Here is a 19,776-nt window from a genome sequence, read left to right on the forward strand (position 1 = left end):
AAGTAGGCCTTTTTGTGGAATATAAAATGATGAACAAATTACTTCTTTCACCACTTGCATTTGCTTGTTGCATGTTACTTAGTGCGTGCAGTGCGCAGGCTGAAAATACACCTAGTAAAAATATAAATTTTATCGCTTTTGGGGATGGCGGCTATCACGTTGACTACCCCAAAAAGAAACAGATTAAAAACCCCAAAAACAAAACTGAATTTATAGCCAAAGAATTACAAGATTGGCTTGAAGATTATCGACCACGTAAAGAGTTTGATCATGCTCCTATTTATGTGTATCCGGGGACAGATATAGCAACCGAACAAGGTGGTGCACAAGCGGTTGGCCTAGCTATGGCTAAATTATGTGAAAGCAAAGAGTGTCAGTTTGCTATTCAATTAGGCGATAATGTTTACCCCGATGGCGCAGATGCTAATGATGGTAAAGATGATCAAAAACGTTTACATGAGCTAATTTATGCCCCTTTGAAACCATTGTTCGATGCTGATCCATCTTTGATTGTATATTCTGCTTTAGGTAACCATGACTGGCGCAGCTCTCGAAAAGGTGTGGCATTACAAACTGAGTGGATGGCGCAACAACCTAATTTTTTTATGGGTGAACAAGGGTACTACAGTTATAAAAAAGGGACGCCAGGTAACGACGTAGAATTTTTCGTTTTAGATACAAATATGCTGTTGGCGGGGCAAACATACTATAAAGTGCCGCTTAACCCTGATGGCAGTGAAGGTAATGAACAACAAGCAATTAAAAGTGGTGCAGCCAAGCTTGAAGTTCATGATAAGCACGAAGGACCAAAAAATGGCGAAGATATTAAGCAGCTAGCATGGTTAAAAAAAGAAATTGCTAACTCAACAGCTAAGTGGAAGTTAGTGTATGGGCATCATATTTTATGGTCAATTGGTGGTACAAAATACACAGAAGGGCATGTTTTACGGCGTTTACTAATGCCAACACTATGTAAATATGCTGATGGCTATATTGCGGGTCATGAACACGATTTAGAACTGTTAACTGATGATTGCTCTGAGTTTGATAGCGGCAGTAGTCATGGCAAATTACCGCTTATAATATCTGGTGCAGCTTCAAAAATGCGTGGCAAACATTCCCCATTTGCACAGTTTCAAGCCCAAAAATATCCGGAGTATGATTTAGTGTGGTCAAAGAGCTTTGTTTGGGGCTTTAGTCACATAAATATTGATAATCAACAAGATCAACTTAAAGTTAGTTTTTATACAACGCCGCGAAACTTAAGTGGTGGGTTGATAGATGAGGGGCAATTTAGGTTTAAAAAACGCACACAATAATATAAAAGCTTAACACAACAAAAGCCAAGCTGTGCTTGGCTTTTGTATTATTTATTGATGCTAATTAAGCTGAACTCTGGATAAAAAATCTATCTTGAGCAGCTATTTTTAGCGCTAACTGTGTTGAATTTACTTGCAATAGGCCAGCTATTGACGCGTAAATTCGCCTTGTTCTCACTGAAAATCTCTGGCTAGAGAAAATAAATTTAAATATCACCATAATTCAATAAGTTAGTAAGCCTCTTAACCAGAGTTCAGGCTAAGTAATAGCGTAAAAAACATTATTAATGTAGATAATATAAAAAAATAGGTACTATAGCCGCTGTAAATGAATAACTACAGAGTGTGCCATGGATGATTTAATAGGTTTAGCAGTAATACTTATATTGGTAGTTGTGGGGGGCGCTATTTGTGGATTAATTGCGCTTATACAATTAAAGAGTTTGAAGCAAGATATTACTTTTTTAAAAGCAAAAGTGAATGAGTTACAATCAAATGTCGTAGTGCAAAAACAAACTCAATGTGTTGATGCAAATATTGCACATAACCAGCCTGTGATTGCTTCAGCCAAAGTATATAAACCAGAACCCGTATACACAAATCTAGCCACTGGACCCCAAATAGCGGTTAAATCCAGTATTAACAGCACAGCTAAAACAAAACGCAAAACACCATCTCCTATCGAATTATTACTTAATAAACTACGTACAGGGTTTGAAGAGAATTGGATGACCTGGATTGGCGCAATAGCGCTTGCGTTTGGTGGCATATTTTTAGCTAAATACAGCCTAGAAGCGGGATTACTATCGCCTGTTATGAGGCTGAGTTTAGGTGGCTTATTTGGGCTTAGCTTAATTGCAGCTGCGGCTTATTTACACCATAAACGCATTGTATTTGAAGGCTTTAATAATTACATACCCGCAGCACTTGCCAGCGGCGGGTTTATTACCTGCTTTGCTTTAACGCTTTTAGCTTACAGTAGCTACGCTATGCTTAGCCCTACCGTGGCATTTTTTGCACTGGCTGTTATTGCGATTAGTGCAAGCGCAATGGCGCTTAGGCTAGGCCCATTATTGGCTGTATTAGGTATTATTGGCGCTTATAGTGTACCAATATGGGTTAGTACAGGCAGTGGTAACTTGTTTGCATTATTTATGTATGTTGGTTTTGTAAGTTTGTCGGCTGCGTTAGTTGCACATAAAGTACAGCGAGCTTGGTTGTGGTATTTATTATGGGCAGGGCACATTGGCTGGTATTTAGTTGGTTTTACATTACTTAAAATTAATACCGTTTGGTTAATGGGGACGTTTGCTTTACTTAGTATTATAGGGCTAATTGCTATACCGCGCTTAGGTCTAAAACTGAATGTTATTGAACATCGCCCGCACAGTTTAAAGCGCTTAATTAAAGTGCTCCCAGATCATCTCTTATTACTCGCTTTTATAGCGCCCTTAATATTTACCATGCTAATAAGTCACTTTGATATGCAGTGGCAAGCAATCGGCGTGTTAAGTATTGTATTAATGCTATTTTTAGTCCTTAAAAATAGCCGTTGGGATATTTGGCAGGGTGTAGCGTTAGTTATATCAACGCTATTAGTGATAGGCGCTCAGCGCACGCATCTTTCGCCAAATCTATTTGATGACGCTCTCTTTATATTCAAAAATGAATACGGTTTGGGTTTATTACTCGGATTGTTACTTACCGCTTTTGGGCTTTATTACGGTAAAAAACAGATTAAGCGTTTAGCGTTTCATATTACGGGGGCATTTAGTGTATTTGTAATGATAGCGACTTTATATACGCTTATTCCTAATTCTGCGTTAAGTACTGCATATCCATTTTGGGCCGTTGTATTGTTTGTAGTGGCGGCTATTTTAATAAAGCTCGCGCAACATAATACAACGCTATTTCAGCGTTTTACTTATTGGGTAGGCGCTAATGCCAATATTACGTTAGCAATTACCATGCTACTAAGTGACAGCGGCCTAACCATTGCTCTTGCTGTACAAGTATTACTTATAAGCGTACTTATTAAACGCTATAGCGTGCCTATGCCACATTGGCCTATAAAAGCCTTGGTTGCTGCGTTATTACTGCGCCTTACGCTTTCACCTTGGACGCCAAGTTACGATGCACTCACGGTATTTGGTTTGCATTGGAGCATAGTGGTTTACCCGTTATGCATTGCGTTATTTTTTGCCGCAGCTAGGTGCTTTAAAGCATCTCAATTAAAAGTATGGTTAGAAGGTGCAGCCCTTCATTGTTTAGCGATTTTTATTACCACCGAAACAAGTTATCAGTTAGTAGGGCATTATCCGCAATTTGATTCACTTAACTTTTACGAACAAATACTCCTTACCTGTAACTGGCTGGCATTAGGGTGCGTGTACTTACACAGAGCAAAACTTGCCGGTACTTTAGCTAAGTTATATAAAGTGGCGGGTTTTGCACTTGCAGGGTTAGCGGGGTTTTTTGCTATTAAAACACTGCTTGACGACAACCCATTATTTGAATCACTTTACATAGGTGAGCTGCCAATATTTAACTGGTTATTACTATTGTGGTTAGTACCTGCAGGATTAACGCTTTGGCTGGCCAAGCTTGTAAAACCAATAAATGCTAAAGCTACGCCATTTATATTGGCCGTTGCGGGTGGTTTTATATTATTGGCTATAAACAGCTTTATTCGCCAATATTGGCAAGGCCCTTACATTTACTTATCAAAAGGCGCAAGCAATGCAGAGCTTTATAGCTACTCTGTTATTTGGTTATTATTGGGGGCGGGTACTGTTATTTTTGGTCATCTTAAAAATCAATTATTAATACAAAAAGTAGGCCTAGGCTTACTAGCTGCAGTTATTGTTAAGGTGTTTTTAATTGACATGGCTAACTTGGAGGGCTTACTTAAAGCGCTTTCGTTTATTGGATTGGGGCTTTCGTTAGTGGGGCTAAGTTGGTTGTTCCAAAAGCTCAGAAGCCGAGTAAATCCAGTTTAACTTTATGAACACTTTATAAAACAAAAAGCCCAGTGAAGATACTGGGCTTTTTGTTTTACTCGATTACTAGATAGCTTTTAACTAGAACACTTGTTACTCGCTTATTATGTACTGTGATTAAGCAGTGCTTTTAGTTTGCCCGGTTTAATTGGCTTACTTAAATAATGAATATTAGCGGCTTTGGTTTCTTGTTTAAGCTCTGTGTCGCGTACAGCGGTAATTAAAATAGCAGGTACTTGGCTTTGCCAAATTTCGCGCAGGGTTTTAATTAGTGTTATTCCATCGCAGTCACTGCCTAGTTGATAATCCATTAAAATAACATCGGGTGCGCCATTTTGTTTAGCATAAGTGAGTACACTATCTACGTTATCAAATAGTGTGTAATTAGCTTGCCATTTTTTAAGTAAACTCGCCATGGCGGCTAAATTTTCGGGGTCGTCGTCTACGGCTATTATATTAATTGCTGCGCGGTTTTCTATTAGGCTACTTGCAGTGTTTTTTTGCTGTACGAACAGCTTATCGCCATAAGGTACTTCAACACTAAAGCGACTGCCTTTATTGGGCTCTGAGCGAACATGCAATGGCAAGCTAAGTAAGTCAGCCATTCGTTTCACTACGCCAAGGCCTAAGCCAACGCCTTTGTTATCACCTGATTCAACACGGTAAAAGTCGTTAAATATTTTGGCTTGTTCAACTTCGCTAATACCTGGGCCGGTGTCCCATACTTCTATCAGTAGGTTGTGTTTACGGTTTCTACAGGCAATTAATACACGGCCTTTGTCAGTGTACTTAACGGCATTAGATACCAAGTTTTGAATAATTCGGCGTAAATAGGTTATGTCGCTGTGTACGATTTGTTGATTTGAACGTACCGTTAGTTTAAGCCCTTTATCACTAGATAATATTGCGTATTCGCTTTGTAATGGCGCTAAAATTTCATCAATGCAAAAATGGCGAGGCGTTGGGGTCATCGCGCCTTGTTCTAGTTTGGCTATTTCGAGCAAAGCTGACATTAAATGCACGGTTGAGTCGAGGCTGTCGCCCAATTTATCAAAGTTATTTTGGTTGGTGCTATCGAGCTGCTTTTCGTCAATAGCAGCAAGGTATAAACGCGCTGCATTAAGCGGCTGTAAAATATCGTGGCTTGCCAACGCTAAAAATCGCGTTTTACTGTCGTTAGCTTGCTCTGCTTCACGCTTGGCTAAAGTAAGTGCTTGCTCTGTTTGTACGCGACTGTCTATTTGTGCTTGTAAGTCTTTATTAATTGTTTGTACTTCTTGGGTACGTGCTTCTATGCGATTTTCAAGATCCATGTTTACTTCTTCAAGCGCATTTTGTGTGCTTATATGATTTGTAATATCCGAAAAGCTAGTAACAAAACCGCCATCAGGTAGTGGGTTACCAATCATCTCAAATACTTGGCCGTTACGGCGGTGGCGAATAAAATGATGGGAACTGCCATTTTTTAAATGCTGCACGCGTTTTTCTACTTGGCGTTCTATTTCGCCTGGGCCACATTCACCACGGTTGGCGTTGTACCTAATAATATCTTCAATATGTTGGCCTACTTCTAAAAAGCCCTCTGGGTAGCCAAACATTTCACCATAGCGTTTGTTCCATGCAACAAGTTTTAAGTCTTTATCGACTACTGAAATACCATGACTTAAATTTTCGAGCGAGGTAAACAATAAATTTTGATTAAACTGCAGTGCTTGTGTCGTTTCGTCAAAAAAGTTTACAACCTCTTCAAACGCCATGCGCTTACCCGACGATACCGTATGTATTAATGCTTGTGCCGATGAGGCGCCCAACACACCCGTAAGAGCACGCTCACAATAAGCAATAAATTCAGGTTCAGGGTGAGCGTTGTTATCACTTAAATGATGTGCCAATGCGTAATGCGCGAGGACTTGTTGGCTACGCTGAATACCTAAAAAAGTTTGCAGTAGTATTTTAAAATCGTAAACCGTGGCTTTTACGTCTTTATTTAAACGCCTTGCTAAGATAGCCTGATCTTTTGGGTTAACAAATGCAGCTGCTTGAATTTTATCGATTAGACGCTCTTCTGCGCCTAATGAAAAGCTAATATAACAACCAATATTGGCAAATAAGGCAATGAGCGTCCCGCGTGTTATGAGTGTTTGTTGTAATTCACTATTTAAGGTGTTGCCTGCATCTAAAATAGGTAGCATTAAAAATAGCACCCAACAAATAATGCCAGCTATTAAACCAGCATAAACACCGTAAGCATGACCTTTTCGCCAGTATAAACCGCCAACAATAGCGGGCAATAATTGCGTAACGAGTGAAAATGCCACTAGCCCCATACTCGCCAATGCACTGCTGTGGCCAAACCATTGTTGATAAAAATAAGCCAAGATTAGAATACCGGCAATGGTAAAACGTCTTACCAATAAAATTTGCGATTTGTAGCTGGTGGTAATTAAGTTACGTTTAAATTTACGGCGTAATATTAATGGCAATACAACATCATTTGAGATCATAGTACTTAATGTAAGTGTTGCGACCACTATCATTGCGGTGGCGGCAGACAACCCGCCTATAAATACAAAAGTGGTTAAAAATGCATTGTCGTTAATTAACGGTAGGGCAAGTACAAAGCTGTCGGGGGAATAACCACTGCCAATTTCAGGATGGATAGCGGCAGTTGCAATGGGTAAAATCATCGCAGCAGTCAATAACAAATACAGAGGAAAAGCCCAGCGAGCAGTAAATAAATGACGTTTATTTTGGTTGTCTACAACGGTGACATGAAATTGGCGTGGTAAGCATATAATGGCAGCTGCAGCCATTAACGACTGACCAATAAAGTTAAAACTGAAAAAGTTAAAATCGCTCCAGTGATCCCAAATTGATTCGGTGATTTTACTTGAGGTTGATTCGGGCAAATTAAATAGTGTGAATATGGCAAGTCCTGCCACAGCCATAAGTGCAATAAGTTTAATCATTGATTCAAAGGCAACAGCAAGCATTAAGCCTGAGTGATATTCGGTTACATCGACTTTGCGCGTACCAAAAAATATAGCAAATAAAGCCATAATTAATGTGGCAGAAAGCGCGAGCATATCGCCGGATATTTTATTACTGTTTTGCAAAAGTAAAAAGCTGGTACTGAGTGCTTTTAGTTGTAGTGCGATATAAGGAATAGTCGCCAGTAACGCGATAACTGTTACCATAATTGCAGTAGTTTGGCGCTTACCGTAACGAGCAGAGATGAAATCGGCAATAGTGGTTATGTTTTGTTTTTTACTCACCAACACTAATTTACGTAAAAAGCCTTGTCCGAAAAAAAACAACAATGCAGGACCAAGCAAAATAGGTAAGTAGCTCCAGCTACTAGTCGCCGCAGTTCCTACTGACCCATAGTAGGTCCATGAAGTACAATAAATACCTAATGAAAATGAGTAAACAAAAGGGTGGTGGCTAATGCGTTTTGCTAAAGGCGTCGTTTTATCACCCCAGTTAGCCAGCCAAAACAGCACACCTATATATCCTAAAGCAACAATAATGAGTACGGCAGTCATGTTGTTATTAAACCTTATTATTTAAAATAGCCCCAACCCTATGAGGGATTAACACAATACCAGAACTCAGGTTAAGTGTGAGGGTTGAATTTAAATCATAATTTTAGTTTTGTTTTTATCTTTTTGAATATTAAAGATAAAAATAAAATAACTTATAGCATTAGACTAATGTCGCATTAATTTAGTACTTAGCTTCTTTATAACCCTAAAACTCAACTTAAAAACCTTAACAGGCTGAAAAATAACAAAAAGAGCTATTTAGGTTTAGTTGTTTTTATACAGTTTACGTAAACGTTAATAAGCTGTTACGACTATGGTCGCAATTCAATCTTGAGACAGCATTGCTAAATTGGTAAGTGAAGATAAAAAACCACTCATCGCGATATTGCGGTGCTTAAAGGGGAAAATAAAAATGGCTTTTAAAGATGAAGAACAAGCAAAAGCTTATTGGGCAGAAAATATTTCACTGTTATTTAAACTATTAGCAGTGTGGTTTATTGTGTCTTTTGGCTTTGGCATATTATTGGTAGATGTACTTAATGAAGTACGTTTTTTTGGGTTTAAACTTGGCTTCTGGTTCGCCCAGCAAGGCGCGATTTATACCTTTGTTGCTTTGATTTTTGTGTACGTTTTCAAAATGAATACGTTAGATAAAAAATATGGCGTAGACGAATAGGAGCTAAGCAATGGATGTTCAAACACTCACGTTTTTAATTGTTGGTTTAAGCTTTGCGCTTTATATCGGCATAGCAATTTGGGCCCGAGCGGGTTCAACTAAAGAATTTTATGTCGCGGGCGGCGGCGTACCTCCTCTTGCTAATGGTATGGCAACAGCAGCTGATTGGATGAGCGCCGCGTCGTTTATTTCAATGGCGGGTATTATTTCGTTTGCAGGTTACGATGGCAGCGTTTACTTAATGGGGTGGACAGGTGGTTATGTACTATTAGCTATGTGTTTAGCGCCTTACTTACGTAAATTCGGCAAGTTTACTGTACCTGACTTTATTGGCGACCGTTACTATTCACGCACCGCACGTTTAGTGGCAATTGTATGTGCCATATTCATTTGTTTTACTTATATTGCAGGGCAAATGCGCGGCGTAGGCGTCGTATTTTCACGCTTTTTAGAAGTAGAAATTGAAACTGGTGTTTACATCGGTATGGTGATTGTATTCTTTTATGCGGTACTTGGCGGCATGAAAGGCATTACCTATACACAGGTAGCGCAATATTGTGTACTTGTATTTGCCTACCTTGTACCAGCCATTTTCATCTCAATGATGATGACGGGTCACTTTTTCCCACAAACCGGTTTTGGTGCCACATTAATTGGCAGCGACGGCGTGTACGTACTTGATAAACTAGACGGCTTAAGCGCTGAACTTGGTTTTGCGCAATATACCGAAGGCTCTAAGAGCATGATTGACGTGTTCGCTATTACTGGTGCGTTAATGGTAGGTACTGCTGGTTTACCACATGTAATTGTACGCTTTTTCACTGTACCTCGCGTAAAAGACACGCGTATTTCTGCCGCATGGACTCTTGTGTTCATCGCGATTGTTTATACTACAGCACCTGCGGTTGCAGCTTTTGCTCGAGTAAACATGGTTGATACCATTAATGGTAAAGACGGTAGCGGTACAGCTTACGCAGAAGCACCTGCATGGATTAAAAATTGGGAACGTACGGGATTAATTACGTTTGATGATAAAAATGGCGATGGCAAAATGTTCTACACGGCGGGTAAAATTACCGATCCGAACAGTGCTAACGAAGTCAATGTAGATCGCGACATTATGGTATTAGCAAATCCAGAAATTGCTAACTTACCAGCATGGGTTATTGCACTTGTAGCAGCAGGTGGTATTGCCGCCGCATTATCTACAACAGCAGGTTTACTACTGGTTATTTCGACCTCCGTTTCGCACGATTTACTCAAGCGAACCCTCAAGCCCGATATTACCGACAAGCAAGAGCTATTTGCAGCGAGGTTGGCAGCCATGGTTGCTATTGTTATCTCCGCGTACTTTGGTATTAACCCGCCTGGATTTGTGGCATCGGTTGTGGCATTTGCCTTTGGCTTGGCGGCTGCGAGTTTCTTCCCTGCAATTATTATGGGTATATTCTCTAAAACAATGAACCGCGAAGGTGCTGTTGCCGGTATGGTAACGGGTATAGGCTTTACCGCTGCGTATATCATCTTCTTCAAGTTTGTTAGTCCAGAGCTAAACAGCCCTGAAAATTGGTTCTTAGGTATTTCGCCTGAAGGTATTGGCTTAATTGGTATGATTATTAACTTTGCAGTTGCTGCAATTGTTCTTAAATTTACTCAACCAACACCTGTTGAAATTCAAGAAATGGTAGAAGGTATTCGTAATCCTAAAGGATCGGCAGAAGCGCACGATCACTAAGGTTACTTAAAATAAAGCGTAAAAAGCCCGACTTAAGTCGGGCTTTTTATTTGTATAAAAAATGAGTACATTGGTGTTGTGTATACTTTTTAATGAGCACAACGATGAGCTTAGAACAACAAGAAATAGCCCAATATGTTTGCATGCAAGCACCATTTAGCCTACTTGATAGCAGTGCATACGAGTATTTTGTAAATCATCTCGACATTATTTACCTCACCCGCGAAAATCAAACTCAGTGGTTGCAAAGTGAAAACCCTAAACTATTTTTAATTCGCTCTGGTTTGTATGATTTAGTTGATGCTAAAGGCGACGTTGTTACGCGTTTAGCACAAGGTGATTACTTTGGCTTCCCGTCGTTACTAACGGGGGAAGCGATTCAAAACCGTTTAGCGGTACAAAAAGAGGGCATAGTGTATATGCTCTCTCAAACGCATTTTGATTTTTTGCGCAGAGAATATAAATCGTTTGAGCAATACTTTGTACGCGCTCATGCTAACCGGTTGTTGTCATCGCATTATAAAAGTAAAAACGATAGCTGGTCTGAGCGTAAAATATCAGAGCTGATGGCACGCACAGCGATTACGCTTGCGCCTGATGCAAGCATTAGGCAAAGCGCTAAAAAGATGAAACAGCATGGTGTGTCGTCAATAATGATAACGCAGCATGCACATTTAGTTGGCGTGGTTACCGATCGTGATTTACGTAACCGCGTACTCGCCGATGAGGTAAACCCTCAAGATGCAGTAAGCAGCATTATGACCGCTAAGCCCAAGTTTATATTTGAAAATAATCGAGTGTTTTCAGCGCTGCACTTAATGCTTAAGCATAATATTCATCACTTACCGGTTCTTGATGAAAACCATAAACCGATAGGAATGATAACCAGCACCGACTTATTACGCCAACAAAAAAGTGACCCCGTGCAGCTTATTGGGCGCATTTATAAAGCGCACACTATTACTGACTTAAAACGCTATGCAAAAGAAATCCCCGAGTTATTGCGTGGTTTTTCGTACAACATTGACGACATATCGCTAATTGGTAAATTACTAAGTGGATTAACCGATGCGCTTACATCGCGACTTATTCACTTATTTCAAGAAGAGCATGGCGCAGCGCCAACCAGCTTTAGTTTTATTTGCTTTGGCTCGCAAGCACGCGAAGAGCAAACTCTGCATTCGGATCAAGATAACGGCTTATTACTCCCTAACGACTTAAGCAATGATCAGCAAGCTTACTTTAAAAGCATGGGGGAATTTGTATGTGAGAACTTAGTTGAATGCGGCATTAGGCGTTGCCCAGGTAATATTATGGCAAGCAGCGATGAGTGCCGAATGAGCGTAAATGACTGGAGCGAGCGCTTTTTTAAATGGATAAAAAGCCCCACACCAGATGCGATGCTTAATTGTAAAATATTTTTTGACCTGCGCTTTATTGAAGGTTCAAACGCTTTATACACCGCTTTTTGCGAGCAGCTAATTCGTATATCGCGTAACGACTTATTCTATGCTGCAATGGCAACCGACATAAGTAGTAACAGCGTGCCAATTGGTTTATTTAATAAATTTAAAACCGAAAAAACCGATGAAAATAATAAATACATAGATTTAAAAAAACGCGGTGTCGTAATTATAAATGACATAGTGCGGTTATACGCTTTAAAAGCGGGTATTAAGCGCGCCAATACCCAAGAGCGACTAGAGGCACTGCTCAAACATAAATTGCTTAGCAAAGAAGATATATACAACCTAAAAGATTGCTGGCGGTTTTTAACGCAGCTTCGTTTGAGTACACAAATAAACGAAGAAGGTTTACCAAGTAATTGTATTAATCCTAATAAATTAAACTCACTAGAGCGCCATCAACTAAAAGAAGCGTTTTACCTTGTTAAACAAGCGCAGCAAGCTGCTGCGTTTAAGTTTGCTCGCGGCAGTTTATAATGATGGATTACTAACATGGTAAAAAAGCTGCTCACTCGGTACTTAAAGCGCCGTAAATTACTAGGCAAAAATGCCTTGCAACAGCGTTACTTAGTGATTGATTTAGAGCTCACTGGCCTTGATGCAAAACAGCACGAAATTGTATCGGTAGCGTGGGTGGTAATAGATAATCAATGTATAAAAATGAGTGAGTCGCAGCATATTATCAATAAAGACGTTATAAGCCTCGAACAAAGCCCTGTTTTTCATGGGATTAGCGACGATGCTATAACAAAAGGACAGAGCTTGTGCAGTATATTAACGCAATTGAGCTGCCATTTTAGCGACTGTATTTTAGTGTTTCATAATGCCATGCTCGATTGGGGGTTTTTAAAAATAGCCTTAAAAAATGCCAATATAACAACGCGGCCTAAACTGATACTCGACACCCTTCACATCGAGAAAAAGCGCTTACTCAACCATTCATCTGAAATAAAACAAGATGATTTAACCCTTAATGCTTGCCGCACACGTTATGAGTTACCAAGCTATCATTGCCACCACGCATTAACCGATGCACAAGCGACCGCCGAGTTACTGCTAGCTCAATGCCATCAAATAAGCCGTGGCAAAGAGTTAAAAGTAGGCGAGTTGACGTAGGTTGGCTGTAGGTTGGGCTTTATGCCGCGCGAGATAAACTCCCGCCTACAATAAAGAGCAGTTTACTTTTATTGTTATCCGTATAACTATAGGTACAGTTACGTAATCATTATTTACTAATTACTTCAAGGAACGAACATGAAACTCATCACTACTATTTTCTTAACCTTATTCCCACTTATCACTTTTGCTAATTCAAGCTTGCCTGCTAATCGCCATATTGCAGTGCAGGGTACTGCAGAGGTATTAGCAAAGCCCGATATGGCTAAGATTTCTTTTGAAGTAATAAGCTTTAAAGACAAATCACTTGATGCTAAACGTGATGTTGATGATCGAGTAAATTTGTTACTTAAAGGATTAAGCAAGTACGGTGTTAAGGAGACGGATGTTTCTGCTACAAGCCTGTTAACTTACAATGATGACGACAAGTTTAATGTTGAGAGTGGCACAATGATTAATGCAGGATTTGTGGCAACAAGAACACTTAAAGTAACATTAAGAAATTTTGAAAAGTTGAATGATTTTATCGATTTTGCACTAAGTGTAAAAATTAATGAACTGACGAATATTGAGCTTATGTCTTCAAAAGCCGCGCAGTTAAAAGCACAAGCAACACAAGGCGCAATAGATAACGCTATAGTTAAAGGGGGTAAGCTTGCCAAAGCATTTGGCGCAGAGCTTGGAAAAATTTACAGCATTAATTCAAATTCTAACCGTTCAAGTTATGGTTATGGCGTAGATGATTTTGAGCGAATAGTTGTGAGCGGTTCTAAAGTTACTAGAAATCCATTTGAGCAAGGTAGATACCTGCAAGAAACTATTACATTTAAATCATCAATAAACGTGGTATTTGATTTAGAAGTAAATGATTAAGTTAAAATTTTCATTTCAAATACATTTTCATAATGTAAGCTGGCTTTAAGTTTTTGATTAATTTAAAAGTAGCTATATTATGAGCGATAAAAATAGCACGTTAAAAGCACAAACTGAGGCAAAAATAGCAGCAGGGCGTAAAGGTAATCCTGATTTTATGAAAGGTGTAGATGAAACGATTGCACAAGCAAAAGCGTTTCAACAAGGTGCTAATGCACTTGATTTAAACCAAAGCGCACCAAGTTTTGAGTTACCAAATCAACATGGTCAATCGGTGCAGTTAACCGAGTTACTTGCTAAAGGGCCTGTGGTTGTTACTTTTTATCGTGGAAGTTGGTGTCCGTACTGCAATTTACAGCTCAAAGCGCTTCAAGCACGTTTACCTGAAGTTCACGCATTAGGCGCACAATTGGTGGCTATTAGCCCGCAAGTACCCGATGGCTCACTTAGTGACGATGAAATAAGTAACATGGATTTTTTAGTGCTGAGTGATCAAAATGCAGATGTAGCAGCAAGCTACGGCGTAGCATGGAAAGTACCCACATTTTTACTAGAGCATATGCGAGTAGACCGAGGCCTAGATTTAGAGTCGGTTAACAATGGCAATAGTAGTGTTTTACCGATCCCTGCCACCTTTGTTTTAGATAAACAAGGTAAAGTGACTTGGCGTTATGTTGATGTTGATTATCGTACTCGTTCTGAGCCAGAAGATATAATTAACGCTTTAAAAAATTTAGTATAAAAAACGTAACTATTCAGCCACATTTTCAATAAATATATCAGGTAACTGATTTTTGAAGAGTAATTCAAGGGCTAGGCTTGCTGATACATGCTGTTTTCTGCAAGTCGAGAGGTAGCTTCTGATTAAACAAAACATCTCTGCACCTTGCATGCTTCTGAAGCACCCAGATATCTTTTGATGAACCTTGGTCATCCTAATATCATTCTCACCTTGGTTGTTGCTAAAAGGCACCGCTGTTTCCGTCATGAACCGTAAGACATCATCTTGATAATCTCTTAACCGCTCTAACAACGCTCTAGACTTTGTTCGTTTCAATCTGCCTCGCTGGCCTTTTACTCGGCTGTTTCTATCCGGTGGAGGGCATTTAATGTCACCTTGAGCCAATATTTGTTGATATTTCTCTATATAGTGAGCTTTTGTGTCTGCATCTAGCTCGGGGTTATCTATTTGATGTTTATTGATTTCAGTCAGTAGGGTTTGCAAATCCTTTGCCCATTGCATACCGTCTTGCTCCCATGCCCTTTCTAACTCTCGGATATGATGTGCATTACACAAGGCATGTTGGCACTGTGTATATTGATAATACGGTTTCCAGTGGTCGTGGCATAGTACCCCAGTAAAGTGAGGTAAAATATCGGCGTCATCCATCGCTATTTTCCCTCTTTTCTCATGCGGGTAAAAATACGTCCACCACGTCGTTGATGCACCATGAAGCCATCGTCGTTTACCACCTATATTAATCCCCGTTTCATCAACGTGTAAGGCTTGATAAGTCGTTTTCAGGGCTTTCTTGAGCGCGGCTTCTGCGCCGGAGGACTTTACCAAGGCCGCTGCTTGTTCATTAAAGTTAAATAAACTACCCGCACTGATTGGAATACCGAGTTGATCACAAAAATATTCTTCAATGCGGTTGTAAGGGAGTAATTGATATTGGGATAGGTAAACTGCATGGGCTTTTACACCAACCCCATATTGAATAGGACTGTTAACGTCTTCTGGAAATTCACCAATAAAACGCTTACCTTGCTCATTTTCCAGAATTTGTGCTTGGTATTCAGTGACCACTTTCCTGATATCTATATCGACAACCTGTCGTTTTTGAAAGCCAATTTCACGGTAGTGACCTTTCGGTAAAAAATCACGTTCAACTAGGATGATTTTGATCTCATCAGGCGTCTGTGTTTGGGTTAGTGTTTTACCTGCACGGCCTTTTTGACCACCCGCTGACTTGGCTGATTTCTCTTTGTTTTGTTTTTTTCGGTTGATGTCTTTTGATGGCGGGATACTGCTATTGTTACTGTTAAGTCCTAATTTACTTGCTAACATAACAACGACAACCAGAATGAGTTCAATAGACATCTTCAGCGCAGGCGTGAGAGTTTTACCTTCTTGTAATTGAGCTTTGGTTTTCTCAACGATTTCGTCGATGTTGATGCTGTTTAAATTCATTGAAGCTAGGGCTATTAGGTCATAGCCCTAGCTTGGCATACTGGCGGGATCGGTCAATAGTTAAAAAAGATCCTTTGAAAATAATTTACCATGGTGAATAGTTACTAAAAAACTTAATTTAAAAAGTCAGAACTCTCGAAGAGCTTGCAATGCCTAAGCTCTTTTCTCTTAATTTAAAGTTTCTAATGCTTCCCTCTTATAATCAGATGCAAGGTCGATTACAATACAGCCATCTAAAAGGCATATTGCCTTTATCTGCACGCTAAAAGAGTGGATTTTATATTTCATGGCAATCAAACTTGCAATTAATGGTTTTGGTCGTATTGGTCGAAATATTGTCCGCGCGTTATACGAGTCTGGTTTGAGCGACGATATAAAAATTGTTGCGATTAACGAACTTGCTGACCCTGAAGCTATTGCTCATTTATTAAAATACGACACATCCCACGGTCGTTTTTCTTTTCCTGTAAAACTTGGTGAAGACACCATTAGTGTTGCAGGCGATACCATTGCACTTTTTTGTGAAGAAAACCCAATTGAATTACCTTGGCAAACGCTCGATGTAGACGTTGTACTTGAATGTACAGGTGTTTATCACTCGCGCGAACATGCGCAGTTACATATTACAGCAGGCGCTAAAAAGGTGTTGTTTTCACATCCGGCCGATAACGATGTTGATGCCACTATTGTGTATGGTATTAACGACGATGAGCTTAAAAGCGAGCATACAATTGTGTCTAACGGCTCGTGTACAACTAACTGTGTTGTGCCGGTTATTAAAGTATTAGATGATGCATTTGGTATTGAGTCGGGCGCTATTACAACGATTCATGCGTCGATGAACGATCAACAAGTGATTGATGGTTATCATCATGATTTACGCCGTACTCGCGCTGCAAGCCAATCAATTATTCCAGTTGATACAAAGCTTGCCCGTGGTATAGACCGTATTTTACCTAAGTTTAAAGGTCGTTTTGAGGCAATTGCCGTACGAGTTCCGACTATAAATGTAACGGCAATGGATTTAAGTGTAACGGTTAATACCGATGTAGATTTAAACGCAGTAAATAATGCACTTAAAGCACAAGCAAAAGACCGCTTAGAAGGTATTTTAAGTTATACCGAAGAGCCGCTTGTATCGGTTGATTTTAATCACGACCCACATTCTTGTATTATTGATGGCACACAAACACGTGTTAGTCACAAACGACTGATAAAATTATTAGTATGGTGTGATAACGAATGGGGTTTTGCTAATCGTATGCTCGACACCGCGCGTGCTATGATGGCAGTGAATAAGTAATTTATTAATATAATAATTTTAAACGTATTTTTCAGGTTCAGTATCGTTAACTAAGGAGATGTTCATGTCGGTCATAAAAATGGTAGATTTAGATTTAAACGGCAAACGCGTATTAATTCGTGAAGATTTAAATGTACCAGTTAAAGCAGGTAAAGTGACGTCAGATGCGCGTATTCGTGCAGCACTACCTACTATTAAACTAGCCCTTGAGAAAGGCGCTAAAGTAATGGTTATGTCACACCTTGGCCGTCCTACGGAAGGGGAATACGATGAAGCGTTTTCGCTTGCACCTGTAGCTGATTACTTAAACGATGCCCTAGAGCAAACTGTACGTTTAGAAAAAGATTACCTAAACGGTGTTGATATTGCTGATAACGAAGTGGTTGTTTTTGAAAATGTACGCTTTAACAAAGGCGAGAAGAAAAACGACGAAGCGCTATCTAAGCAACTAGCAGCACTGTGTGATGTATATGTAATGGATGCATTTGGTACGGCTCACCGTGCACAAGCATCTACCCATGGCGTTGGCTTATTTGCTGATGTGGCATGTGCAGGTCCGCTGTTATCGGCTGAGCTAGAAGCATTAGGCAAGGCACTTGATAACCCCGCTCGTCCATTAGTGGCGATTGTAGGTGGCTCTAAAGTTTCAACTAAATTAACCGTTTTAGATTCACTCTCTAAAATTGTTGATCAATTAGTTACCGGTGGCGGTATTGCAAATACCTTTATTGCTGCATCAGGTAGCCCAGTTGGTAAATCGCTTTACGAACCTGATTTAATGGATGAAGCGAACCGTTTATGTGCAGCAGCGATTGCTAATAATGGTGAAATTCCGGTACCGACTGACGTAGTTGTTGGTAATGAGTTTTCTGAATCTGCTGTAGCTACGCTTAAAGATGTAAGCGAAGTAACAAGCGACGATATGATTTTTGATATTGGTCCTGATACAGCGAGTAAGCTTGCAAAAATTATTGCAAATGCGGGCACTGTTGTATGGAATGGTCCAGTAGGCGTGTTCGAGTTTGACCAGTTTGGTAATGGCACTCGTGCTATTGCACAAGCAATTGCTAACTCAAATGCGTTTTCGATTGCGGGTGGTGGTGATACCTTAGCCGCAATCGATAAATACGGCATTGCCGATAAAGTTTCTTATATTTCTACTGGTGGTGGTGCGTTCTTAGAGTTTTTAGAAGGCAAAAAACTTCCAGCAGTTGAAATGCTAGAGTCGCGCGCTAAATAAATTTATTTAGCCGTGTAAGGTGAGGGGAAACCCTCGCCAACAATTAATTATTAAATACCTCTCACCCTAATTTAATAATTAATTTTGACGGAATTTTACTGTAAAGCAGTGGTTTTTCGTGGCGTTGTTATAACGCCAAACTAACACATCCGTTCAAACTAGATGGTAGGGAACTGCTATCGATAAATTGGAGAATACCCAATGGCTTTAATCAGTATGCGACAACTTTTAGATCATGCAGCAGAGTATGGTTACGGCGTTCCAGCTTTTAACGTTAATAACCAAGAGCAAATGCGCGCAATAATGGAAGCGGCTGACAAAACAAACAGCCCAGTAATCGTGCAAGGATCAGCGGGCGCACGTGCTTATGCTGGTGCTCCATTTATTCGTCATATGATTTTAGCAGCTGTTGAAGAATGGCCACATATCCCCGTTGTTATGCACCAAGATCACGGCACATCGCCAGGTGTATGTCAGCGTTCAATTCAGCTTGGTTTTTCATCAGTAATGATGGATGGCTCGTTAATGAGCGACGGTAAAACTCCTTCAAGCTACGAATGCAATGTAGAAGTAACGCGTGAAACTGTTGCTATGGCGCATGCCTGTGGCGTATCGGTTGAAGGCGAGCTAGGTGTACTTGGTTCACTTGAAACAGGTGAAGCTGGCGAAGAAGATGGCGTTGGCGCAGAAGGCATATTAACCACTGAGCAAATGCTAACAGATCCTGAAGAAGCGGCTGACTTTGTAAATAAAACACACGTTGACGCACTTGCAATTGCATGTGGTACTTCGCACGGTGCCTATAAATTTACGCGCCCACCAACAGATGACATTTTAGCGATTGACCGCATTAAAGCGATTCATGCACGTATTCCTAACACGCACTTAGTGATGCATGGTTCATCTTCGGTTCCACAAGAGTGGTTAGAAATTATTAATCAGTATGGTGGCGAAATTCCAGAAACTTATGGTGTGCCAGTTGAACAGATTGTTGAAGGCATTAAGTTTGGTGTTCGTAAGGTAAATATTGATACTGATTTACGTTTAGCTTCTACCGGTGCAATTCGCCGTCACATGGCGTTAAACCCATCTAACTTTGATCCTCGTAAATACTTAGCTGAAGCAACTAAAGCAATGACAGAGATTTGTGTTGCACGCTATAACTCGTTTGGTACCTCTGGTCAGGCGAGTAAAATTAAGCCAATTTCACTTGATGAAATGCACCTTAAATATTTAAGCGGTGAGCTAGACCCTAAAATTAGATAATCGATCAATTTATAATTGATCATTATTAGGGCCTGTTTATCTTTCGA

Annotated in this window: 13 protein-coding genes; 11 read left to right on the forward strand and 2 right to left on the reverse strand. The window is 40.0% G+C overall.

What is annotated here, in order from left to right:
- The first annotated feature begins 26 nt into the window (after positions 1–26).
- Complete coding sequence (locus tag AC0VZ4_RS03515; RefSeq protein WP_475440923.1) at positions 27–1,319, forward strand: metallophosphoesterase; 1,293 nt, start codon at positions 27–29, stop codon at positions 1,317–1,319.
- A 350-nt stretch (positions 1,320–1,669) separates the two neighbouring features.
- Positions 1,670–4,318 (forward strand): DUF2339 domain-containing protein, encoded by a 2,649-nt coding sequence (locus AC0VZ4_RS03520; protein ID WP_475440924.1) that lies wholly within the window; start codon positions 1,670–1,672, stop codon positions 4,316–4,318.
- Positions 4,319–4,422: 104 nt separating this feature from the next.
- Here AC0VZ4_RS03520 and AC0VZ4_RS03525 read toward each other — a convergent pair whose 3' ends face one another.
- On the reverse strand, positions 4,423–7,863 hold the full coding sequence (locus tag AC0VZ4_RS03525; protein WP_475440925.1) for a PAS domain-containing hybrid sensor histidine kinase/response regulator: 3,441 nt from the start codon (positions 7,861–7,863) through the stop codon (positions 4,423–4,425).
- 412 nt (positions 7,864–8,275) lie between these two features.
- Between AC0VZ4_RS03525 and AC0VZ4_RS03530 the strand changes: the two genes are divergently transcribed.
- The 6 genes from AC0VZ4_RS03530 (at position 8,276) to AC0VZ4_RS03555 (ending at position 14,471) form a co-directional block, all read left to right on the forward strand.
- Complete coding sequence (locus AC0VZ4_RS03530; RefSeq protein WP_007377498.1) at positions 8,276–8,539, forward strand: DUF4212 domain-containing protein; 264 nt, start codon at positions 8,276–8,278, stop codon at positions 8,537–8,539.
- Positions 8,540–8,549: 10 nt separating this feature from the next.
- Positions 8,550–10,274 (forward strand): sodium:solute symporter family protein, encoded by a 1,725-nt coding sequence (locus tag AC0VZ4_RS03535; RefSeq protein WP_475440926.1) that lies wholly within the window; start codon positions 8,550–8,552, stop codon positions 10,272–10,274.
- A 104-nt stretch (positions 10,275–10,378) separates the two neighbouring features.
- On the forward strand, positions 10,379–12,217 hold the full coding sequence (locus tag AC0VZ4_RS03540) for a DUF294 nucleotidyltransferase-like domain-containing protein (protein ID WP_475440927.1): 1,839 nt from the start codon (positions 10,379–10,381) through the stop codon (positions 12,215–12,217).
- Positions 12,218–12,232: 15 nt separating this feature from the next.
- Positions 12,233–12,856, forward strand: coding sequence for a 3'-5' exonuclease (locus AC0VZ4_RS03545; RefSeq protein ID WP_475440928.1), 624 nt, complete (start codon positions 12,233–12,235; stop codon positions 12,854–12,856).
- Positions 12,857–12,994: 138 nt separating this feature from the next.
- Entirely contained in the window at positions 12,995–13,729 is a 735-nt protein-coding gene (locus tag AC0VZ4_RS03550; protein ID WP_475440929.1) for an SIMPL domain-containing protein, read from the forward strand.
- Positions 13,730–13,808: 79 nt separating this feature from the next.
- Complete coding sequence (locus AC0VZ4_RS03555; protein ID WP_475440930.1) at positions 13,809–14,471, forward strand: peroxiredoxin-like family protein; 663 nt, start codon at positions 13,809–13,811, stop codon at positions 14,469–14,471.
- A 9-nt stretch (positions 14,472–14,480) separates the two neighbouring features.
- Here the strand turns inward: AC0VZ4_RS03555 and tnpC are convergent, their stop codons facing one another.
- Positions 14,481–15,920 carry an IS66 family transposase gene (tnpC, locus tag AC0VZ4_RS03560; RefSeq protein ID WP_475439674.1) on the reverse strand — a complete coding sequence of 480 codons (1,440 nt, stop codon included), beginning with the start codon at positions 15,918–15,920 and terminating at the stop codon, positions 14,481–14,483.
- Positions 15,921–16,206: 286 nt separating this feature from the next.
- Here tnpC and epd point away from each other — a divergent pair, with 286 nt between their 5' ends.
- The 3 genes from epd to fba all read left to right on the forward strand — a co-directional run bounded on the left by epd (position 16,207) and on the right by fba (position 19,729).
- Complete coding sequence (gene epd, locus AC0VZ4_RS03565) at positions 16,207–17,223, forward strand: erythrose-4-phosphate dehydrogenase (protein WP_002961528.1); 1,017 nt, start codon at positions 16,207–16,209, stop codon at positions 17,221–17,223.
- A 64-nt stretch (positions 17,224–17,287) separates the two neighbouring features.
- A complete protein-coding gene (locus AC0VZ4_RS03570) occupies positions 17,288–18,463 on the forward strand; it encodes a phosphoglycerate kinase (protein ID WP_007377492.1) in 1,176 nt (391 codons plus the stop codon).
- A gap of 201 nt (positions 18,464–18,664) precedes the next feature.
- On the forward strand, positions 18,665–19,729 hold the full coding sequence (fba, locus tag AC0VZ4_RS03575) for a class II fructose-bisphosphate aldolase (protein ID WP_475440931.1): 1,065 nt from the start codon (positions 18,665–18,667) through the stop codon (positions 19,727–19,729).
- Positions 19,730–19,776 lie beyond the last annotated feature (47 nt).

This window comes from Pseudoalteromonas sp. QJM3NY_22 (assembly GCF_056173065.1).